Genomic DNA, 17,025 nt, shown 5'->3' with positions numbered 1-17,025 from the left:
AGCAGATGCGCTACCAATTGCGCCACGCCCCCGTGGTGCTCTACTAGTCTATAACACCTTTTGCGGCTTCACCAAATCCTCATGCATATTTTTTTAGTTAGACCCATCACATTACTGATGGGTTTAGGTAATCACCTCACCCGGCACTGTCGCCTCCCGCTTCGTCAGAGCCTGCAGGGGGACGCTAACCTCCTGCAGATATTTACGAATCGCGGTACGTTGCGCCTCCTTCGCGGACTCCTCCTTCGACTCCGGTCCCTTGAAGCCCAGCTTGAAAGCATCCCACTGGCTCGCTGAGGGGTACTTTTCACGGGCATTCCACACCAGCGAGAACGATGCCAGGGTATTCAGCTCCTTCCTCGTGGCGGCCTTCGATAGCACATCAGCCACCGTTGCCACACGCGAAGACTCCGCAACACTCACCGAAACCTTCGACTGCGCACCCGAGGGCAGGGTTACTGCCTTCTCCGGAGCCAACTGAATATTCAGGTGAATCTGCTGCACCCGCTCGTTCTTCAGATCCAGCTCAGCCAGGGAGCGGAAACGCTTCAGCAGGGATTCATAGTTCTCATCAATCACAACGGCATTCAGGCGCAACTCATCCGCCAGCAGACCCACCTGCGCATAGCTCACATTAGTTCCCAACGCCGCGTTAGCGGTCAGCACCTTCAGCCACTGCTCTTCTTTCAGGGTCGCCGAATCATTGACGCGCAGCGGGCTCACCGGAGCATCCGTAGCGGTGTTAGCAACGTTCTGTGGGTCATTCGCCGAGTCCACGCCACCGTAGGTGACGCTCAGCCGATGCAGAGAACCGTAAACGGACAGGTTCGTCAGAGCCGTAGCGGCCGCCGCCAAATCGGCCTGTGCCACCTCCGTGAGGGAGAAAGAACCCACCAGGCGCAGGTCCTGTTCACTACGCCCCTTACCCACATAGATACGCCCCAGCGACTCAATCTTCAGGTAGCGGGTATCAATATTCTCGCGAACCAGACGCTCACGGCGTGCCAGCAGCTTCTCGTTTGAAACCACCGCCGCCGCATCCTCGCCCAGCACACCGGTGGCGGCAATCTGCGGCATTGCGGCAAGCACCCCGGCGGCGGCAACCACGCCGCCGGTCAGAAGCAGGGAACGGCGGGGCACCACGAGGCGGCGCGCCTGCCCGGCGATAGCCTCTTTAGCGGCATCGACGCGGGTAGAAGGGGTCTTAGCCACAGAGTCCTCAGCGGCAACGGATGCCGCCTCAGAAGAGCCCTGAGAGGCTCCCCGGGTAGAAGTATCGGGAATGTGAGAGTTCTCGGGTTCCAAAGAAGGGGAAGAAGACACAGAATCTCCATGATGCAGGGCGAGCGCAAAGCCCACCAACGGTTTGAGGGGAGTGAAGTCCCTCTAGAATACCGCCCGCACCCATGCACATGCCGACAACCCGCTGCGCATCATTCGAAGGGCATAAAGAAAACCTATGGGGTGGACTCAGTCCACCCCATAGGTCACAAACTTCATGAGAGCTCTCAACCCTCACCGCAGGCTATTTAGTTATCCTGCGCAGCCGTAGCATTCGGAGCCGGAATATTAGCCGATTCAGCAGCCAACTCAGCAATACGGATCTCGCCGGTCGTCGGATCGTCGTAGGTCACGTACTCGGTACCGCCAGTCGTAGGCTCAGCGTCCTCGTTCACGTGGTTCTCCGCAATCAGGAAGCCGTGCGCACCCAGAATCTTAGCGACGCGGTCAATATCCTGCGGGGTCGGGGTATGATCCACCACTCGACGAATGTACTCGTTAATGCGCTGGTCGCTCACGTACGCCTCGCCACGAGCAGCACGAGACTGCATGAGCTGGCGAACAACTTCCTGCAGCTGCTCATCGGTCAGACGCATCTTCAAAATAGCCATCACTGCCGCGCGGTCCTGCACCGGAACATCCTTGGGATACCCGACGCTCAGCCAGTCGATTACTCGAGAGATTATGCTCTTATCAGGCATCGAGCCCCTCCTTCGAAGCAGTCATCATATGCAATTTAGTGTTCACGGGATTAGTGGCCTCCACCGGTTACGCCGAAGATATTCCAGCCGAAAGTGTGGTCGATAAAGTCCTTAGCGACCCAGAGAATACCGATGATTACGATTGCTACGATAATAGCAAAAATGCAAGACGCGGCAATCTTCGCCACCGTTCCCGGAGGCTCAATTTCAACGAGCTTACCGTCCGCAGTGTACTCGGTACGGCCAGCCAGCAGACGCAGACCCAGAGCATACAGCGCCGGAAGGCCCGCACCAAAGAACAGACCGGCAATCAGCACCGGAATAACCTTGTTCACAATGTCCATCAGATATTCCACGGCTACGAACCTGCCTTCTCAGTAGCAAGAGTCTGCTCTGCGGATGCGTCAGCGCTGGTGACTGCAGCGCCTTCCTCTTCATCCCAGTCGCCAGTCACGTTCGAAGCGTCAATGTTGTCCTTCTGGGAATGACGCCACATCAGGAAGCAGAAGATAATCAGCAGCGCGAACACGGTCAGCTCGCCAACGAACTGGGTGCCGGTCAGAGCGTTCAGGCCGTGACCAATCAGCCAGGTCAGAGCACCCACAATTGCGGCAGCCGGCAGAGTAATCAGCCAAGCAACCACCATGCGGCCAGCAACAGACCAGCGAACCTCAGCACCCTTACGGCCCAGGCCACTACCCAGAATCGAACCGGATGCCACGTGAGTGGTGGACAGTGCCATACCGAAGTGGGAGGAGGTCAGAATAATCGCGGCGGATGCACCATCAGCAGCAACACCCTGCGGGGTGTCTACCTCAACGATACCCTTACCGAGGGTGCGGATAATGCGCCAGCCACCCAGGTAAGTACCCAGAGCAATAGCGATAGCGCAGGAAGCCTTCACCCACAGGGGGATCGCGTCATCGTTGCTCAGAGCGCCCGAGGCAACCAGAGCCAGGAAGATCACGCCCATGGTCTTCTGCGCATCGTTAGTACCGTGCGCCAGAGACATCAGGGATGCGGTCGCAACCTGTCCTTTACGGAAGCCGCCGTGCTTACGGTCGTCAGCCACCGGGGCAGCAATACGGTATACCAGCCAAGTGCCGGTTGCCGCCACAATAGCCGCAATGACGGGGGAGAGGACCGCGGGAACAATAATCTTGGACAGAACGCCCATCCACTGCACGCCGTCAAAGCCAATCGCGACAATAGCCGAACCAATCAGGCCACCAAACAGAGCGTGCGACGAGGATGAGGGAAGACCCAGAAGCCAGGTCAAAACGTTCCAGAGGATACCGCCCACCAGACCGGTAAAGACGATAAGCATCAGCGCCGGACCGTCCGTTGTTACATCGATACGGTCCAGGTTCACGATGCCGCTACCGACCGAACGCGCCACCTCAACAGAGAGGAACGCGCCGACAAGGTTCAGGGACGCAGACAGCGCCACGGCGGTCTTAGGCTTCAGTGCACCGGTGGCGATGGAGGTTGCCATCGCGTTACCGGTGTCGTGGAAGCCATTCGTAAAGTCGAAGGCGAGCGCGGTAAGCACCACGATCACGAGAATAATGAGTTCTGTAGTCACAAGAAAATTATCTGTCGGTTTTCGTGAAATCTAAAGTATTCCGAATTAACACGAAATAACAGATAAACCCACGGTATTGAGCAGGTTTTTATGAGGGTTTTACTATAGAGCCCATATTTTAGGGGAAACTCTCCCGATATTCCGCGGAAAAAAGGGTGCACCTATCGGAATGCTTAAGTTGGTTTATGTGGCTTATGCGAGAGTGCGGGGGAGAGGGGTGATTATATCCATCAAGAGGATAAAGTGTGTTCACCAAGTGTTCACTTTCAGGAACCTCCCAGCTTTCTTTTTGTGACACACCTTTATTATTCAGACCTCATTTAGGTCGCCGAGCTACCCGTACAGGATGCCCCTGTGGGTTTTTGCGGCACTGGGGTTACAGTACTGGGGTTTCGGCGGCGCAAGTTCTCTGCGGTAGCTGGTTTTCTATAGCGGCGCACGCTTGAGCGTCGAGAAGGAACAGCCCCAGCTGCCAATTCGTAGCGCGCACAATACGCCAGCTTCACGAGGCGCCCATGCCGAATCTGCCACTCGCATCAGCGAATACAATAAAAGACCCCGTATCTTTCGATACGGGGTCTTCTTTAAAAATAAACCGGCGATGACCTACTCTCCCACACCCACAAAAGTGCAGTACCATCGGCGCGAAGAGTCTTAGCTTCTGGGTTCGGAATGGAACCAGGCGTTTCCCTCTTGCTATAATCACCGGAAAGTGGAGGCGAGGGGACTCGAACCCCTAACCCTCTGCTTGCAAAGCAGATGCGCTACCAATTGCGCCACGCCCCCGTCTCAGCGGAAACCACTGTTTAGTTATTTTTCCAAGCCTTTACGACTTCATTGCTCTGATACTTTTTCAGAACCATCACAGTGACACACGAAAGAACAGCAAGAATCAATAATTTCTTCATTATTGCCTTTCATAGTGTGGAGTGGGCGTACCAAGAATCGAACTTGGGACCTCTTCGTTATCAGCGAAGCGCTCTAACCGTCTGAGCTATACGCCCTCCCTCTGCGGAATTTCTTCCGTAGAACGAGATATAACTATACAGGTGTTTGCAGGCAACACCAAATCGAAAAAGTATGTTCTGCATCACACTTTAATATTGGGGGGTTCCCGAGCATACAGAGCGGGGCATGCAGAACGGGCGGCACCGCCTCCACCAGAGACAGCACCGCCCGCACACAAAGCTCAAAAGCTACAAACTAGGACTCATCGCTCAGAGTCAAGGTCACGCCACCAACCAGCTTCGCAGCCAGGTTGTACAGAATCGCGCCAATCATACCCAGCAGAGTAAAGACCACAGTGTTGACCACAGCAAAAATAGTAGTCACCAAAGCAACCTGACCCAGCGAAATCATCTGCGAAATATCCACAGTGGTCGAACCGGTACCCAGCGAGCTAATCAGCTGGTTCACACCGGTAAACGCGCCAGAAGCCTGCAGGAACAGCCAGAGAATCACCGAAGCCACGACGGTCACGATACCCAGGGCAATAGACAGCAGGAAGATCAGCTTAGCAACCGACCACGTATCAACCTTCTGAACCACCAGACGCGCACGACGAATCTTCGAACGCGGCGCCGGACGCACCAGCTGACGGCGCGAACCGGTCGGACGCTTAGCGTTTACAGGGCGCTTGCCGGCAGGACGCTTAGCGGTACCGCCAGGACGAGCCTGGCCCGAACGCGACTGAGCCGGGCGACGCGCGCCAGCCTTAGCCGCACCCGAAGACTTAGAAGCGCCAGCCGACGCCGAACGCTGTGCCGACGCAGGAGAGGAGCTCGCGGGAGTGCTGCTCATTAGTTACCTCCAGTAGCGGTGAGATCGGCAGCCGCCGCTTCACCCTCGTTGTCCGTACCGGGCGCCTCAGAAGACTCCGAAGCCTCGGTGTTCTCAGTGGTTTCATCGTCGCTATCATCCAGCTGACGATCCTGGTTGCGTGCAACACCAATAATAGAATCGCCCTTACCGGGCTTTGCAAAGATAACACCCATAGTATCGCGTCCCTTCGCAGGAACCTCATTCACATTCGAACGAACGACCTTGCCGCTGGCCATAACCACCAGCACCTCGTCCTCTTCGTCCACGATGAGGCCACTCACCAGGGCGCCACGATCCTCAACTAGCTTAGCAACCTTAATGCCGAAACCGTTACGGCCCTGCACGCGGTACTCATCCACGCTCGTACGCTTCGCGTAACCACCCTCAGTGACCACGAAGACGAAGGAGCCCTCAGTAACCACGTTCGCAGAAATCAGCTCATCGCCCTCACGGAACTTCATACCGGTCACACCCGAGGTCGAACGACCCATCGGGCGCAACGACGCATCATCAGCGTGGAAGCGCAGCGACATACCGTTACGCGACACCAGCAGAATATCGTCCTTATCCGAAACGGTGAACGCCGAAACAACCTCATCGCCCTCACGCAGGTTAATCGCAATCAGGCCGGCAGTACGGTTCGTATCGTAATCGCTCAGACGGCTCTTCTTCACCATGCCACCGCGAGTAGCAAGCACCAGGTACTCAGCATCCTCGTAGCTCTTCAGCTCCATGACCTGAGCAATATGCTCACCGCCCTGGAACTCCAGCAGGTTCGCAATGTGCTGACCCTTCGCGTCACGACCGGCTTCCTGCAGCTCGTAACCCTTCGCACGGTACACGCGACCCAGGTTCGTGAAGAACAGAATCCAGCTGTGCGTAGTGGTCACAAAGAAGTGCTCCACCACGTCATCACCGCGCAGCGAGGCACCCTTAATGCCCTTACCGCCGCGGTGCTGGCTACGGTACTGATCACTGCGGGTGCGCTTAATGTAGCCGCCGCGAGTAATCGTAACCACGACCTCTTCCTCGGGGATGAGGTCTTCCATGGACATGTCGCCGTTGTAGCCGTACATAATCTGGGTGCGACGCTCATCGCCGTAGCGGTTCACAATCTCGCCCAGCTCCTCAGAGATAATCTCGCGCTGGCGAGTCTCCGAAGCAATAATCGCGTTGTACTCAGCGATCATGCGCATCAGCTCATCGTGACGATCCTGAATCTTCTGACGCTCCAAAGCAGCCAAACGACGCAGCTGCATGTTCAGAATTGCCTGAGCCTGAGCCTCATCAATCTGCAGGAACTCCATCAGGCCGCTACGCGCCTCATCAGCAGTGGGGGAGCGGCGAATCAGGGCAATAACCTCATCCAGAGCATCCAGAGCCTTCAGCAGGCCACGCAGGATGTGCGCCTCTTCCTCCGCCTGACGCAGACGGTAACGGGTACGACGAACGATAACGTCCATCTGGTGATCCACCCAGTGACGCACAAACGCATCCAGGGACAGGGTACGCGGCACGCCATCCACAATGGCGAGCATATTCGCGGAGAAGTTCTCCTGCAACTGGGTGTGCTTGTACAGGTTGTTCAGCACAACCTTCGGGGAAGCATCACGCTTGAGCACAATCACCAGACGCTGACCGGTACGGCCCGAAGTCTCATCGCGCAGATCCGCGATGCCGGTGACCTTACCGTCCTTGATGAGCTCAGCAATCTTAATCGCCAGGTTATCCGGGTTCGCCTGGTACGGCAGCTCGGTAACCACCAGGCAGGTACGACCGTGGATTTCCTCCACGTTGACCACCGCGCGCATGGTGATAGAGCCGCGGCCAGTACGGTACGCATCCTCAATGCCCTTGGTGCCCAGAATCTGCGCACCGGTCGGGAAATCGGGGCCCTTAATGCGCGCCATCAGAGCGTTTAGCAGCTCCTCGTTGGTGGCGTGCGGGTTCTTCAGGAACCACTCCACACCCTCGGCAACCTCACGCAGGTTATGCGGCGGAATATTGGTCGCCATACCCACAGCAATACCCGAAGAACCGTTGACCAGCAGGTTCGGGATGCGCGCGGGTAGAACGGTAGGCTCCAGGGACTTGCCGTCATAGTTGGGCTGGAAATCAACGGTGTCTTCGTTGATGTCACGCACCATCTCAAGAGCAATGGGAGCCATCTTGGTCTCGGTGTATCGAGGCGCTGCAGCACCGTCGTTACCGGGGGAGCCGAAGTTACCCTGACCCAGAGCCAGCGGGTAACGCATAATCCAGCTCTGAATCAGACGCACCAGAGTGTCGTAGATAGCCCTATCGCCGTGGGGGTGGAACTGACCCATCACGTCGCCGACCACGCGGGCGCACTTATTGAAGGATCGGTCCGGGCGGTAGCCGCCGTCGTACATCGCGTAGATCACGCGGCGGTGCACGGGCTTGAGGCCGTCACGCACATCCGGCAGGGCGCGGCCAATAATAACCGCCATTGCGTAGTCCAGGTAGGAACGCTGCATTTCAGTCTGCAGGTCCACCTGTTCAATGTGACCGTGGTGGTCTACGCTTTCAGCGCCACCGTTGCTGACTACGTCAACCTCAGCGGATTTATTCTGCTGTTCTTCGCTCATTACTTTCTCATTCCTCAATGACTCGCTCGGCTATATAGCTCATTTGACATATTCCATACGGGACATATGTCGTTTCATGCTAGATATCGAGGAATCGAATGTCCTTTGCGTTCTGCTGGATAAACTCACGGCGAGCCTCAACGTCCTCGCCCATCAGAACAGAGAAGATCTGGTCAGCCGCTGCTGCATCTTCCATCTTCACCTGTAGCAGGGTGCGGCGAGCCGGATCCATGGTGGTATCCCACAGCTCGGTGTAGTCCATCTCGCCCAGACCCTTGTAACGCTGAATACCGTTATCCTTGGGCAGGCGCAGGTTCTTCGCAGCACCACGAGCCAGAGCCTCATCACGCTCAGCGTCCGAGTACACGTAGTCGTGCGGAGCGTTCGACCACTTGATGCGGTACAGCGGCGGCTGAGCCAGATACACGTAGCCAGCCTCAATCAGCGGACGCATGAAGCGGAAGAGCAGAGTCAGCAACAGAGTCGTAATGTGCTGGCCGTCAACGTCCGCATCCGCCATCAGAACGATTTTGTGGTAGCGTGCCTTCTCAATATCGAAGTCATCACCGATGCCGGTACCAAAAGCGGTAATCATCGCCTGAATTTCAGCGTTGGACAGGGCACGGTCCAGGCGAGCGCGCTCAACGTTCAGGATCTTACCGCGTAGCGGCAGAATAGCCTGAGTGTTCGGGTTGCGACCCTGAACAGCCGAACCACCCGCGGAGTCACCCTCCACCAGGTAAATCTCAGAGATCGACGGGTCCTTCGAGGAGCAGTCCTTGAGCTTACCGGGCATGGAGCTGGTCTCCAGCAGGCCCTTACGGCGGGTCGTCTCGCGTGCCTTACGAGCTGCAATACGCGCCTGAGCGGCAGTGATTGCGCGGCGCACAATATCCTTCGCCACCGCGGGGTTACGACCGAACCAGTCGCCAAGGTGGTCGTTCACCTCACGCTGGGTGAAGGACTTAGCCTCCGAGTTACCCAGCTTGGTCTTGGTCTGGCCCTCGAACTGCGGCTCAGAAATCTTAATCGAAATCACCGCGGTCAGGCCCTCACGCACGTCTTCACCGGTGAGGTTATCGTCCTTATCGCGCAGCAGCTTGTTCTCACGCGCGTAACGGTTCACCAACGAGGTCAGAGCGGCACGGAAACCCTCTTCGTGGGTACCGCCCTCGTGGGTGTTAATCGTGTTCGCGTACGAGTAGACGGATTCCTTGTAGGCACCGGTCCACTGCATCGCCACTTCCAGGCTCATATTGCGCTCAGTGTCTTCGGCTTCGAAGGAGACAATCTCCTCGTTCACAATGGTCTTCGCGCCTGCGTTGAGGAAGTGTACGTAGTCGAACAGGCCGTTGTCGTAACGGTAGGTGACAGTCGTGAAACCCTCAGCGTTCGCGTGCACGCGGTTGAGGATGTTTTCCTTCTTTTCGCTCTCTTCAGCGACCTCGTCACCGACGAACTTCTCGCGCTCATCGGTCAGGGTGATGGTCAGGCCCTTGTTCAGGAACGCCATCTGCTGGAAACGGGCGCGCAGAGTCTCAAAGTCGAACTCGACGGTCTCGAAAATCTCGGGGTCCGGGTAGAAGGTCTGAATGGTACCGGTCTTATCGGACGGTTCACCCTTACGCAGGGGGCCGTCCGGCACACCGCCATTAGAGAAAGAAATGTGCCATGCGTAGCCCTGGCGGTGCACCTCGGTAATCACGCGGGTGGACAGCGCGTTCACCACGGAGATACCCACACCGTGCAGACCACCAGAAACAGAGTAGCCGCCGCCGCCAAACTTACCGCCAGCGTGCAGCACGGTCATGACGACCTCAACAGTGGACTTGTGCTCGGTGGGGTGCTCATCCACGGGAATACCGCGGCCATCATCCTCTACGCGAACAGCACCATCAGCCTGAATGGTCACGTCAATTTTGGAGGCGTAACCGGCGAGCGCCTCGTCAACCGAGTTATCTACAACCTCGTAGACCAGGTGGTGCAGACCGCGCTCAGTGGTCGAGCCAATGTACATGCCGGGGCGCTTGCGAACCGCTTCCAGACCTTCCAGCACGGTAATATCGGATGCACCGTATTCATGCTGCTGTTCAGATGCATTCTGTTCAGATGCCACGAGGCAGAACTCCTTGAGTAGATGATGCAACCGGCGAAGAAAAATGGCGGGCCGCTCAGAGGGGAGCCTAGAACGCCTCACAGAGGGCACAAGAAAGTGCCCGTACAACCCGCGTTGCCGGTGGTGCCCATAGGTGGGCACACTTTACGCATTGTCTCTTTTATTTTACCGAGCAAGAGAGCATAAAACCATCTACGGGCGTCATTTATTGAGCTTTTTGAGAGCTATCACCCGCTCAAAAGCCCGCAAAGGCGGTTTAGAGTGGTTCAACCCCCTCTTGAGGTAGGGGGTACAGTTCACAGCCTCGTGGGGGTTGCCGGCGATTCTATAGCTTTCATAGCGTGCAGAAAAAAGCTTATTTTGACCTAACACCGTTCAATCAGCAGGTGATCGAGAGCCAGAGGCGCCCAGAAGGCTACCCGTAGGTGTCGCGCACACCGCGCATACCTGTGGCACGCCGATAGCCTCGCTGATTCCAGCGTCCGTTGTTCGGACCCAGCACGCGAACCTGAGCCACGACACCATCACCCAATTCGCGGCGGAAAAGTTCAATGAGGTGCCCGTGCATCAGGCGCAGCTGAGTCGTCCAGGCGGTAGAGTCGCACTGGACTTCAACAATGGAGTTTTCGAAGCTGATAGGGCGGGTGTGTGCCGCGATTTCAGGGCCCACGAGCTCAGCCCAGCGAGCCAGCACGCTAGAGACCGCCACAGGCTCTTTCCAGCCGCGAGAACGAATCAGGGCGCTGACGATGCCGCCGAGGGGTTTGGGGTCGCGAGAGCTCTCTCCGGGGCCGCTATAGCCACCCATGACGCGGGGATCCCAGCCCTGCGCTCGCCGCGATTTCTTCTTCGAGGCGGCACCGGACATGACCGCCCCAAAATCACGCATGATTTTATTCGCCGAGAAGACATTCAGGGGCGCCTCGCCGCGTTCTTGAGCCGCCACTCGCATGCGGGTTAGCAGGGCGGAGGGGGCGTCCACCTCGTCACGGTAGAACTCATCCACGCCGTCAACCTCGTGCGGGTTTTGAGGCTCCGCAAACTGCGATTCCGCGAACTCATCGAATGTTTCACGTGAAACATGGTTTTGAGGGTGGACGGGGCTACTCATCGCCGCCACCTTCCGCGAGCGCAGAAACGGTCGAGTTCGACTGCCCCACAGAGTCAGTGACAGAGTCGCCGGCGGGTTGCACATACTCGGCGTGCCCCGCCGTCACCGACACCAGGCGGTAGTCGCCCAGCTCCTCCGGAATATCGCTAAGTACTGCGCAGGTAATCAGCACCTGCTCCGCGTTGGCGACCATCGCACCCAGGCGGTGGCGGCGCGCAGAATCAAGCTCCGCAAACACATCATCAAGAATCAGAATCGGCGAAGAACCCGCCGAGGAGTCATCCTCAACATGCACAAACCAGGACGCCAACTTCAGAGCCAGAGCAAAAGACCAGCTCTCGCCGTGCGAGGCAAAATGCTTCACCGGCATGCCACCGAGCAGCAGGGTAATATCCTCACGGTGCGGACCCACCAGGGTCACGCCACGCTCAATCTCGTCGCGTCGGCGCTCCGTAAAACCACGCATCAAAGCCTCCTTGAGATCCTCAATGCGCATCAGTGCCGCATGCTCGATTGAGCGCTCGCCCATGCTCGAAAAAACAGTCGACTCATAGTTGAAACCAACCTCTTTAGAGCCGTCTGTCAGCCCCGTGTAGGCGCGGCGAAGCTGCGGCAAAAAACGCTGTAACAGACGAAAACGCGCTGAAAGCAGCTGAGCACCCAGAGTCGACAGCTGCTCATCCCATACCGAGAGCGTGCTCAAGGCGTTCTCGTCCCGCGCCTTACGCTGCATGGATTTCAGCAGTGAATTACGCTGCCGCAAAATCCGCTCGTACTCGCTACGGTAGCCAGCAACCACCGGACGCAAAGAGCTGGCCAAATCATCCACAAAACGACGACGACCGGCGGGATCCCCCTTCACCAGTTGCAGATCCTCCGGGGAAAACAGCACCGTGCGGGCAATGCCCAGCGCCTCCTTGGCGCGCACTGGCGCGGCACGATTAATGCGCACCCGATTACTCTGCCCCGGAGCAATCTCAAACTCGGTCACTGTCTGCTGCGAACCGCGCACCGTACGGGTGCGAATATAGGCGCGCGAAGCACCCGCTCGAACCAGCGGCCCGTCATGGCTCACACGGTGCGAAGAGAGCGACGCCGCATAGTCGATTGCCTCAACAATATTGGTTTTCCCCACACCATTAGAGCCCAGAAACACCGTAACTCCCGCCGAAAGAGGCAGGCTCAGCAGGGCGTAGGTACGGTAATCCAACAACGAAATATGGTCAATATACACCGGAGCAGCTCCTTTCACGGGGTTTCACATACGGGGTCGCAGGGGTTCACAGCGCCAGCTGGCGGGCACAGTGCGCAGGCCAAAATACTGTGGTTTTCCGCACGGATGAGCACAGAAAAAACAGCGCAACCCCGCACATACCCACGATGCATAGGGCACCGAAAGACGTGCGGGGTAGCGACGCTGAAACTAGTTCGACGGCAGGCGAACCGGCATCAGCAGGTAACGGTAGTTGCGGTCATCCTCAGCCAGCGGCTCGTCCTGACCGGAAATCACGGCGGGCTTCGGCGCATCGGTGAAGGAGAAACGAACGAACTCAGTACCGAAAACCTTCAAACCATCCGAGAGGTAGGCGGGGTTGTACGCAACGGTGATGTCATCACCGGACAGGTGAGCCTGCAGAGTCTCGGAAGCCTGAGCCTCATCACCGCGGCCGGCATCAATAGCAACCGAACCCTGAGTGAACTTCAGACGCAGGGGAGTGTTGCGCTCCGCCACGAGGGAGATACGGCGAGCAGCCTCAGCCAGGTCGGAGGTGCGAACCACCGCGTGAATCGGGGTCTGCTCGGGGAACAGCGCACGGATATTGGGGTAGTCGCCGTCCATCAGAACGCTGGTGGTGCGGCGGGTACCCGCTGCGAAGCCGATCAGCTCGCCCGCTGCGGGCAGGGCGATAGACAGATCGCCGGAACCGGAGAGGGTGCTACCGACCTCAGAGACGGTCTTAGCCTTCAGCAGCACAGCCGCCTGAACGTCAGGGTTGGTCGGGTTCCACTTGATTTCGCGCATTGCCAGGCGGTAGCGGTCGGTGGCGAGCAGGGTCATGGTGTCGCCGTTGATTTCGACGCGGATACCGGTCAGCAGCGGCAGGGTCTCATCCTTGGACACCGCAATCTGAACCTGCTTGACGGCTTCAGCGAATTCGGCGCCGTCCACGGTACCGGAAATTTCGGGAAGCTCGGGAAGCTCGGGGTAGTCCACGACCGGCATGCCAGCGAGCTGGAAGTTAGCGGAACGGCAGTGAATACGAATCACGGACTCATCTGCGGTGAACTCGACAGGTGCGTTCGGCAGGGAGCGGCAAATTTCAGCCAGAATCTTGCCGGGAACCAGGCAAATGCCTTCTGATTCAACGTCAGCTGCGATGACCTGGCGGGCGCTGGTCTCGTGATCGAAGCTTGCGATGCTGACCTCACCTGCGGAGGCGGTAATCAGCAGACCGTTGAGTACGGGGGAGGTGGGACGCAGCGGAAGTGAGCGTGCCGTCCAGCCGACTGCTTCGGCAAGGACATCGCGTTCAACGGTGAATTTCATCGAGAAGGCGCCTTTCACGGAATTGGAGAGTCATTTTGGGGCGCACGTAAAGCTTATGGGCGAAAGAGCCGGAAATATCGCGTGCTCTGGTGCGCAGTACATCTTCCCGCGCGCGCGTCTATCCATCCTACCGGATTTTGTAATTACACAGAGACACAGAGGTCGCTCCTGCAGCGAAAAATCGGGTGAGATGAGGCATGTAGGGCTGCTGTATTTTTGTAATTACAAAGATAGGCGGAAGGTGCATCAAATCCAGTCGAAAACAGGTTCGAATTAGGTGATGGTTCGGTGTTGGTTTCTTCTTCAAACCCAACCCTCACATCCAACCCCAGAGATAGCGTGCAGCTATCGATCCAAATCCGCGAAAATCTACATTTTCAGTAGGGGCACACAGAAAAATCTGAACCAGCTCGGTTGGTCGAGCAGAACTACTTGTTATGGGGAGGATTTTTCTTTAAGTACAGTAGTATTGTTAACGCTTGTGGAAACGGTGGAAAACCCCTTCCTTGCCTGCAATGACACGGAAGTAGCCTGTGGACATTAAGTGGAAGAAACCACTCAATGCTGAGGATGCATTGTGTATGGATATTTATACATTTCCTCAATTCCACACCTTTTGAATATTCATGCACTTAACATCCACACGAACGCATGAGTTAAAGCACAGCTTATCCACACCCCAAAAATCTAGCTTTCAGAGTCGCTAAAATCTTGGATCCAGCGTGAAGCCCCTGCCCCGAAGCCTATAAAACACCTAGTCGAGGCACAAAATAAGCTACGGGACAGGAATAAAAGCACATCTAGCCGGCGGCGCGCTGCTCCTGGCGAATCAAATTCGTCAGCTCAGTCACCTGATTGAAAATCGTTTGACGCTCCGCCATCTGTGCGCTCACCTTACGCACCGCGTGCATCACCGTCGTATGGTCGCGGCCGCCCAAATCGTTACCAATACGCGGCAGGGACATCTCGGTCAGCTCACGCAGAAGATACATCGCCACCTGGCGCGCATTCGTGAGCGTACGGGTGCGAGACTTCGACTGCATATCCTCAATGGACACATCAAAATACTTCGCCACCGTCGCCAAAACCAGCGCCGACGTAATCTCCGCACCACCGGTATCAGAGAGCAAATCCTTCAGATAGGTCTCAGCCTCAGCCAGGGTAATGGGCTCCGGCGGCTTCTTCATCGAGGCGGCAGCGCTCGCACGAATCAGAGCGCCCTCCAACTCGCGAATATTGGCCGTGACATGGGAAGCAATGTACTCCATGACGTCATCTCGCACCGGCAAAATCTCGTTCTGAGCCTTCTTCCGCAGAATCGCGATACGAGTCTCCAGCTCCGGAGGCTGCACATCCACATTCAGACCCGAACCAAAACGCGAACGCATACGCTCAGCAAAACCGGTCAGCTGCTTCGGCGGCAAATCAGAGGTAATCACGATCTGCTTCTGGTGGTTGTACAGGGCGTTAAACGTATGGAAGAACTCCTCCATCGTCGCCTCTTTACCCGCTAAAAACTGGATATCGTCAATCAGAAGAACGTCAACATTGCGGTAAATCTGCTTGAACGACGAACCCTCATCATCACGGATCGAGTTAATGAAGTCATTCGTGAACTCCTCAGAATTCACGTAGCGCACCCGCAAATTCGGGTACAGATACTTGGTGTAGTGGCCGATCGCGTGCAGCAGGTGGGTCTTACCCAGGCCCGAACCGCCGTAGATGAACAGCGGGTTGTAGACAATGCCGGGCTGCTCCGCCACCGCGAAAGCGCTCGCGTGTGCAAAGCGGTTGGACTGACCAATCACGAAGGTGTCGAAGGTGTAGTTCGGGTTCAGTCGGGCAGAGCTATCCCAAGTCGGCGCATTTTCCGGGTCTTCATGCGGATGCACCTGCTGGGACTCCGGTACCGCCGGGGCCTCCGGAACGAAAGTGGGTGCCGGGTACTCGCGAGGTGCCGGCGCACCCGCGACAGGAGCCGCCGGAGCGGGCTGCTGCGCGGAGGGGAACCCGGCACGCTCCGCCTCCAAAGCCTGCAGGGAGGGGCGAGTGACCTGCTCATCAGCGGGCACCTCGTAATGGTCAGGGCCCGGATGCGGCTCGGTGTAGTACTCAAAAGCACGCGAACCGGCGGGCGCCTCGGGGTGTGCGGGAACAGCTGGAGCGACTGCAGGAGCCTGCTCAACGTGCACCTCACGCTCACCATGGAAAACATCCTGACTTGCAGGTTCAACCGGAATCATCGACTCATTCACATCGAAAAGCGCGGTAGTCGACGGGCCAAATGCCTCGTGCAGAGCGGCACGGAACGAAGCGCTAATCTGCTCCTCAAAGACCGCACGGGTGAGCTTATTCGGCACCTCAATGATGAGGCGAGAAGAACCCATCAATCCCTGAGGCTGCGCAAGATTCACGAAACCGCGCTGACGTGCCGTCACCGCCGGATCGGCGGCAAGAATGGAGAGCAGATGCGCCCAGCGCGCCTGAAGGGAGTCGGTCATGGAATTCTTTACTTTCACTCGATGTGAAGCGGTGGTGCAGTAAAGAAATCATGCCGGAAACCACCGCGAGGTCATTAAGATTCTACCCGCTTAATACACAGGGGGAGAAAGTTATCCACAAGAGTTTTCCACACGGTGGAAAACTTGTAATTACAGAGGTGGATAAGCGGTGGATTTAAGTGTATAACAGGTCTTCTTCCCTGATATTTAGCGGAAAACTCCAAAAGCTCAAGGGTGTGGATAACTCGCTGATAGTAGGAGGTATGGGTGGGATATGCACCATGGTGGATACCGTACCGCCGCAAATATCCCCAGGTTTACACCCCAAGATCACGTAGCGTCTCCACAGCCTGTACACCCGCCGCAATCACCGCCTCCACGCCACAAACGAGCCCGGAATCACGCGGAAAAAAGCGTTAAGAACTTGATTTACGCCCTCCACTCTTCTAAAGTTGTGCTGTTGTGTGTGCACCGCCTACTGCGAATAGTCGCGGTACCTCCGTGCACCAAGAAGCGTACGGTTCCGATACCCGTGAGGGCACGAACCGCAAAAATCAAGGAGACAAAGTATGAGCAAGCGTACTTTCCAGCCGAACAACCGCCGTCGCGCTAAGAAGCACGGCTTCCGTCTGCGTATGCGTACCCGTGCAGGCCGCGCGATTCTGTCGAACCGCCGCGGTAAGGGCCGCGCAAAGCTCTCGGCCTAATCACGGCATATAGTTCGCCCGCCGATGCACACGCATCGGCGGGGG

General features: G+C 57.1%; 12 protein-coding genes, 2 tRNA genes and 1 rRNA gene. 1 reads left to right on the top strand and 14 read right to left on the bottom strand.

Going from position 1 to position 17,025, the window contains the following annotated elements:
• Positions 1–123 precede the first annotated feature (123 nt).
• From HMPREF2845_RS00230 to dnaA, 14 genes are all read right to left on the bottom strand, one after another.
• Positions 124–1,323, bottom strand: coding sequence for an acetamidase (locus tag HMPREF2845_RS00230; protein WP_246823231.1), 1,200 nt, complete (start codon positions 1,321–1,323; stop codon positions 124–126).
• Between the two features lie 206 nt (positions 1,324–1,529).
• Entirely contained in the window at positions 1,530–1,982 is a 453-nt protein-coding gene (locus HMPREF2845_RS00225) for a DUF3349 domain-containing protein (RefSeq protein ID WP_070633553.1), read from the bottom strand.
• A 50-nt stretch (positions 1,983–2,032) separates the two neighbouring features.
• Complete coding sequence (locus HMPREF2845_RS00220; protein ID WP_065423854.1) at positions 2,033–2,326, bottom strand: hypothetical protein; 294 nt, start codon at positions 2,324–2,326, stop codon at positions 2,033–2,035.
• A 14-nt stretch (positions 2,327–2,340) separates the two neighbouring features.
• The gene (locus HMPREF2845_RS00215; RefSeq protein ID WP_070633551.1) at positions 2,341–3,567 is read right to left on the bottom strand and encodes an inorganic phosphate transporter; all 1,227 of its coding nucleotides are present in this window, start codon (positions 3,565–3,567) and stop codon (positions 2,341–2,343) included.
• A gap of 593 nt (positions 3,568–4,160) precedes the next feature.
• Positions 4,161–4,277: ribosomal RNA gene (gene rrf / locus HMPREF2845_RS00210) — 5S ribosomal RNA — on the bottom strand.
• Between the two features lie 3 nt (positions 4,278–4,280).
• A tRNA-Ala gene (locus tag HMPREF2845_RS00205) sits at positions 4,281–4,353 on the bottom strand.
• Between the two features lie 144 nt (positions 4,354–4,497).
• Positions 4,498–4,571 (bottom strand) — tRNA-Ile (locus HMPREF2845_RS00200).
• Positions 4,572–4,770: 199 nt separating this feature from the next.
• Positions 4,771–5,367, bottom strand: coding sequence for a DUF3566 domain-containing protein (locus HMPREF2845_RS00195; protein ID WP_005504108.1), 597 nt, complete (start codon positions 5,365–5,367; stop codon positions 4,771–4,773).
• Entirely contained in the window at positions 5,367–7,997 is a 2,631-nt protein-coding gene (gyrA, locus tag HMPREF2845_RS00190) for a DNA gyrase subunit A (RefSeq protein ID WP_070633547.1), read from the bottom strand. Before gyrA ends, HMPREF2845_RS00195 begins: the two co-directional genes overlap by 1 nt.
• Positions 7,998–8,076: 79 nt before the next feature.
• Positions 8,077–10,113: a DNA topoisomerase (ATP-hydrolyzing) subunit B gene (gene gyrB / locus HMPREF2845_RS00185; protein ID WP_070633545.1), complete on the bottom strand. Its 2,037-nt coding sequence runs from the start codon at positions 10,111–10,113 to the stop codon at positions 8,077–8,079.
• 415 nt (positions 10,114–10,528) lie between these two features.
• A complete protein-coding gene (locus tag HMPREF2845_RS00180; RefSeq protein WP_049346993.1) occupies positions 10,529–11,224 on the bottom strand; it encodes a DciA family protein in 696 nt (231 codons plus the stop codon).
• Complete coding sequence (recF, locus tag HMPREF2845_RS00175) at positions 11,217–12,458, bottom strand: DNA replication/repair protein RecF (RefSeq protein ID WP_070633542.1); 1,242 nt, start codon at positions 12,456–12,458, stop codon at positions 11,217–11,219. Before recF ends, HMPREF2845_RS00180 begins: the two co-directional genes overlap by 8 nt.
• A gap of 189 nt (positions 12,459–12,647) precedes the next feature.
• Complete coding sequence (gene dnaN, locus HMPREF2845_RS00170; protein ID WP_070633540.1) at positions 12,648–13,772, bottom strand: DNA polymerase III subunit beta; 1,125 nt, start codon at positions 13,770–13,772, stop codon at positions 12,648–12,650.
• A gap of 800 nt (positions 13,773–14,572) precedes the next feature.
• Positions 14,573–16,273 carry a chromosomal replication initiator protein DnaA gene (dnaA, locus tag HMPREF2845_RS00165; RefSeq protein ID WP_070633537.1) on the bottom strand — a complete coding sequence of 567 codons (1,701 nt, stop codon included), beginning with the start codon at positions 16,271–16,273 and terminating at the stop codon, positions 14,573–14,575.
• A 569-nt stretch (positions 16,274–16,842) separates the two neighbouring features.
• Between dnaA and rpmH the strand changes: the two genes are divergently transcribed.
• Positions 16,843–16,980, top strand: a complete 138-nt coding sequence (gene rpmH, locus HMPREF2845_RS00160; RefSeq protein ID WP_049332235.1) for a 50S ribosomal protein L34 — start codon at positions 16,843–16,845, stop codon at positions 16,978–16,980.
• The last annotated feature ends 45 nt before the right edge of the window (positions 16,981–17,025 follow it).

The organism is Rothia sp. HMSC065B04, from assembly GCF_001812285.1.
Taxonomy (GTDB): Bacteria; Actinomycetota; Actinomycetes; order Actinomycetales; family Micrococcaceae; genus Rothia; species Rothia mucilaginosa.
Note: the sequence above shows the minus strand (reverse complement) of the source record. Positions and strands in the feature narration are given on the sequence as shown.

Excerpts from the sequence above, each read along its gene's own strand:
- HMPREF2845_RS00180 (WP_049346993.1), bottom strand. The coding sequence starts at position 11,224 with ATGAGTAGCCCCGTCCACCCTCAAAACCATGTTTCACGTGAAACATTC.
- rpmH (WP_049332235.1), top strand. The coding sequence starts at position 16,843 with ATGAGCAAGCGTACTTTCCAGCCGAACAACCGCCGTCGCGCTAAGAAG.
- dnaA (WP_070633537.1), bottom strand. The coding sequence starts at position 16,273 with ATGACCGACTCCCTTCAGGCGCGCTGGGCGCATCTGCTCTCCATTCTT.
- HMPREF2845_RS00225 (WP_070633553.1), bottom strand. The coding sequence starts at position 1,982 with ATGCCTGATAAGAGCATAATCTCTCGAGTAATCGACTGGCTGAGCGTC.
- gyrA (WP_070633547.1), bottom strand. The coding sequence starts at position 7,997 with ATGAGCGAAGAACAGCAGAATAAATCCGCTGAGGTTGACGTAGTCAGC.
- HMPREF2845_RS00195 (WP_005504108.1), bottom strand. The coding sequence starts at position 5,367 with ATGAGCAGCACTCCCGCGAGCTCCTCTCCTGCGTCGGCACAGCGTTCG.
- HMPREF2845_RS00220 (WP_065423854.1), bottom strand. The coding sequence starts at position 2,326 with ATGGACATTGTGAACAAGGTTATTCCGGTGCTGATTGCCGGTCTGTTC.
- dnaN (WP_070633540.1), bottom strand. The coding sequence starts at position 13,772 with ATGAAATTCACCGTTGAACGCGATGTCCTTGCCGAAGCAGTCGGCTGG.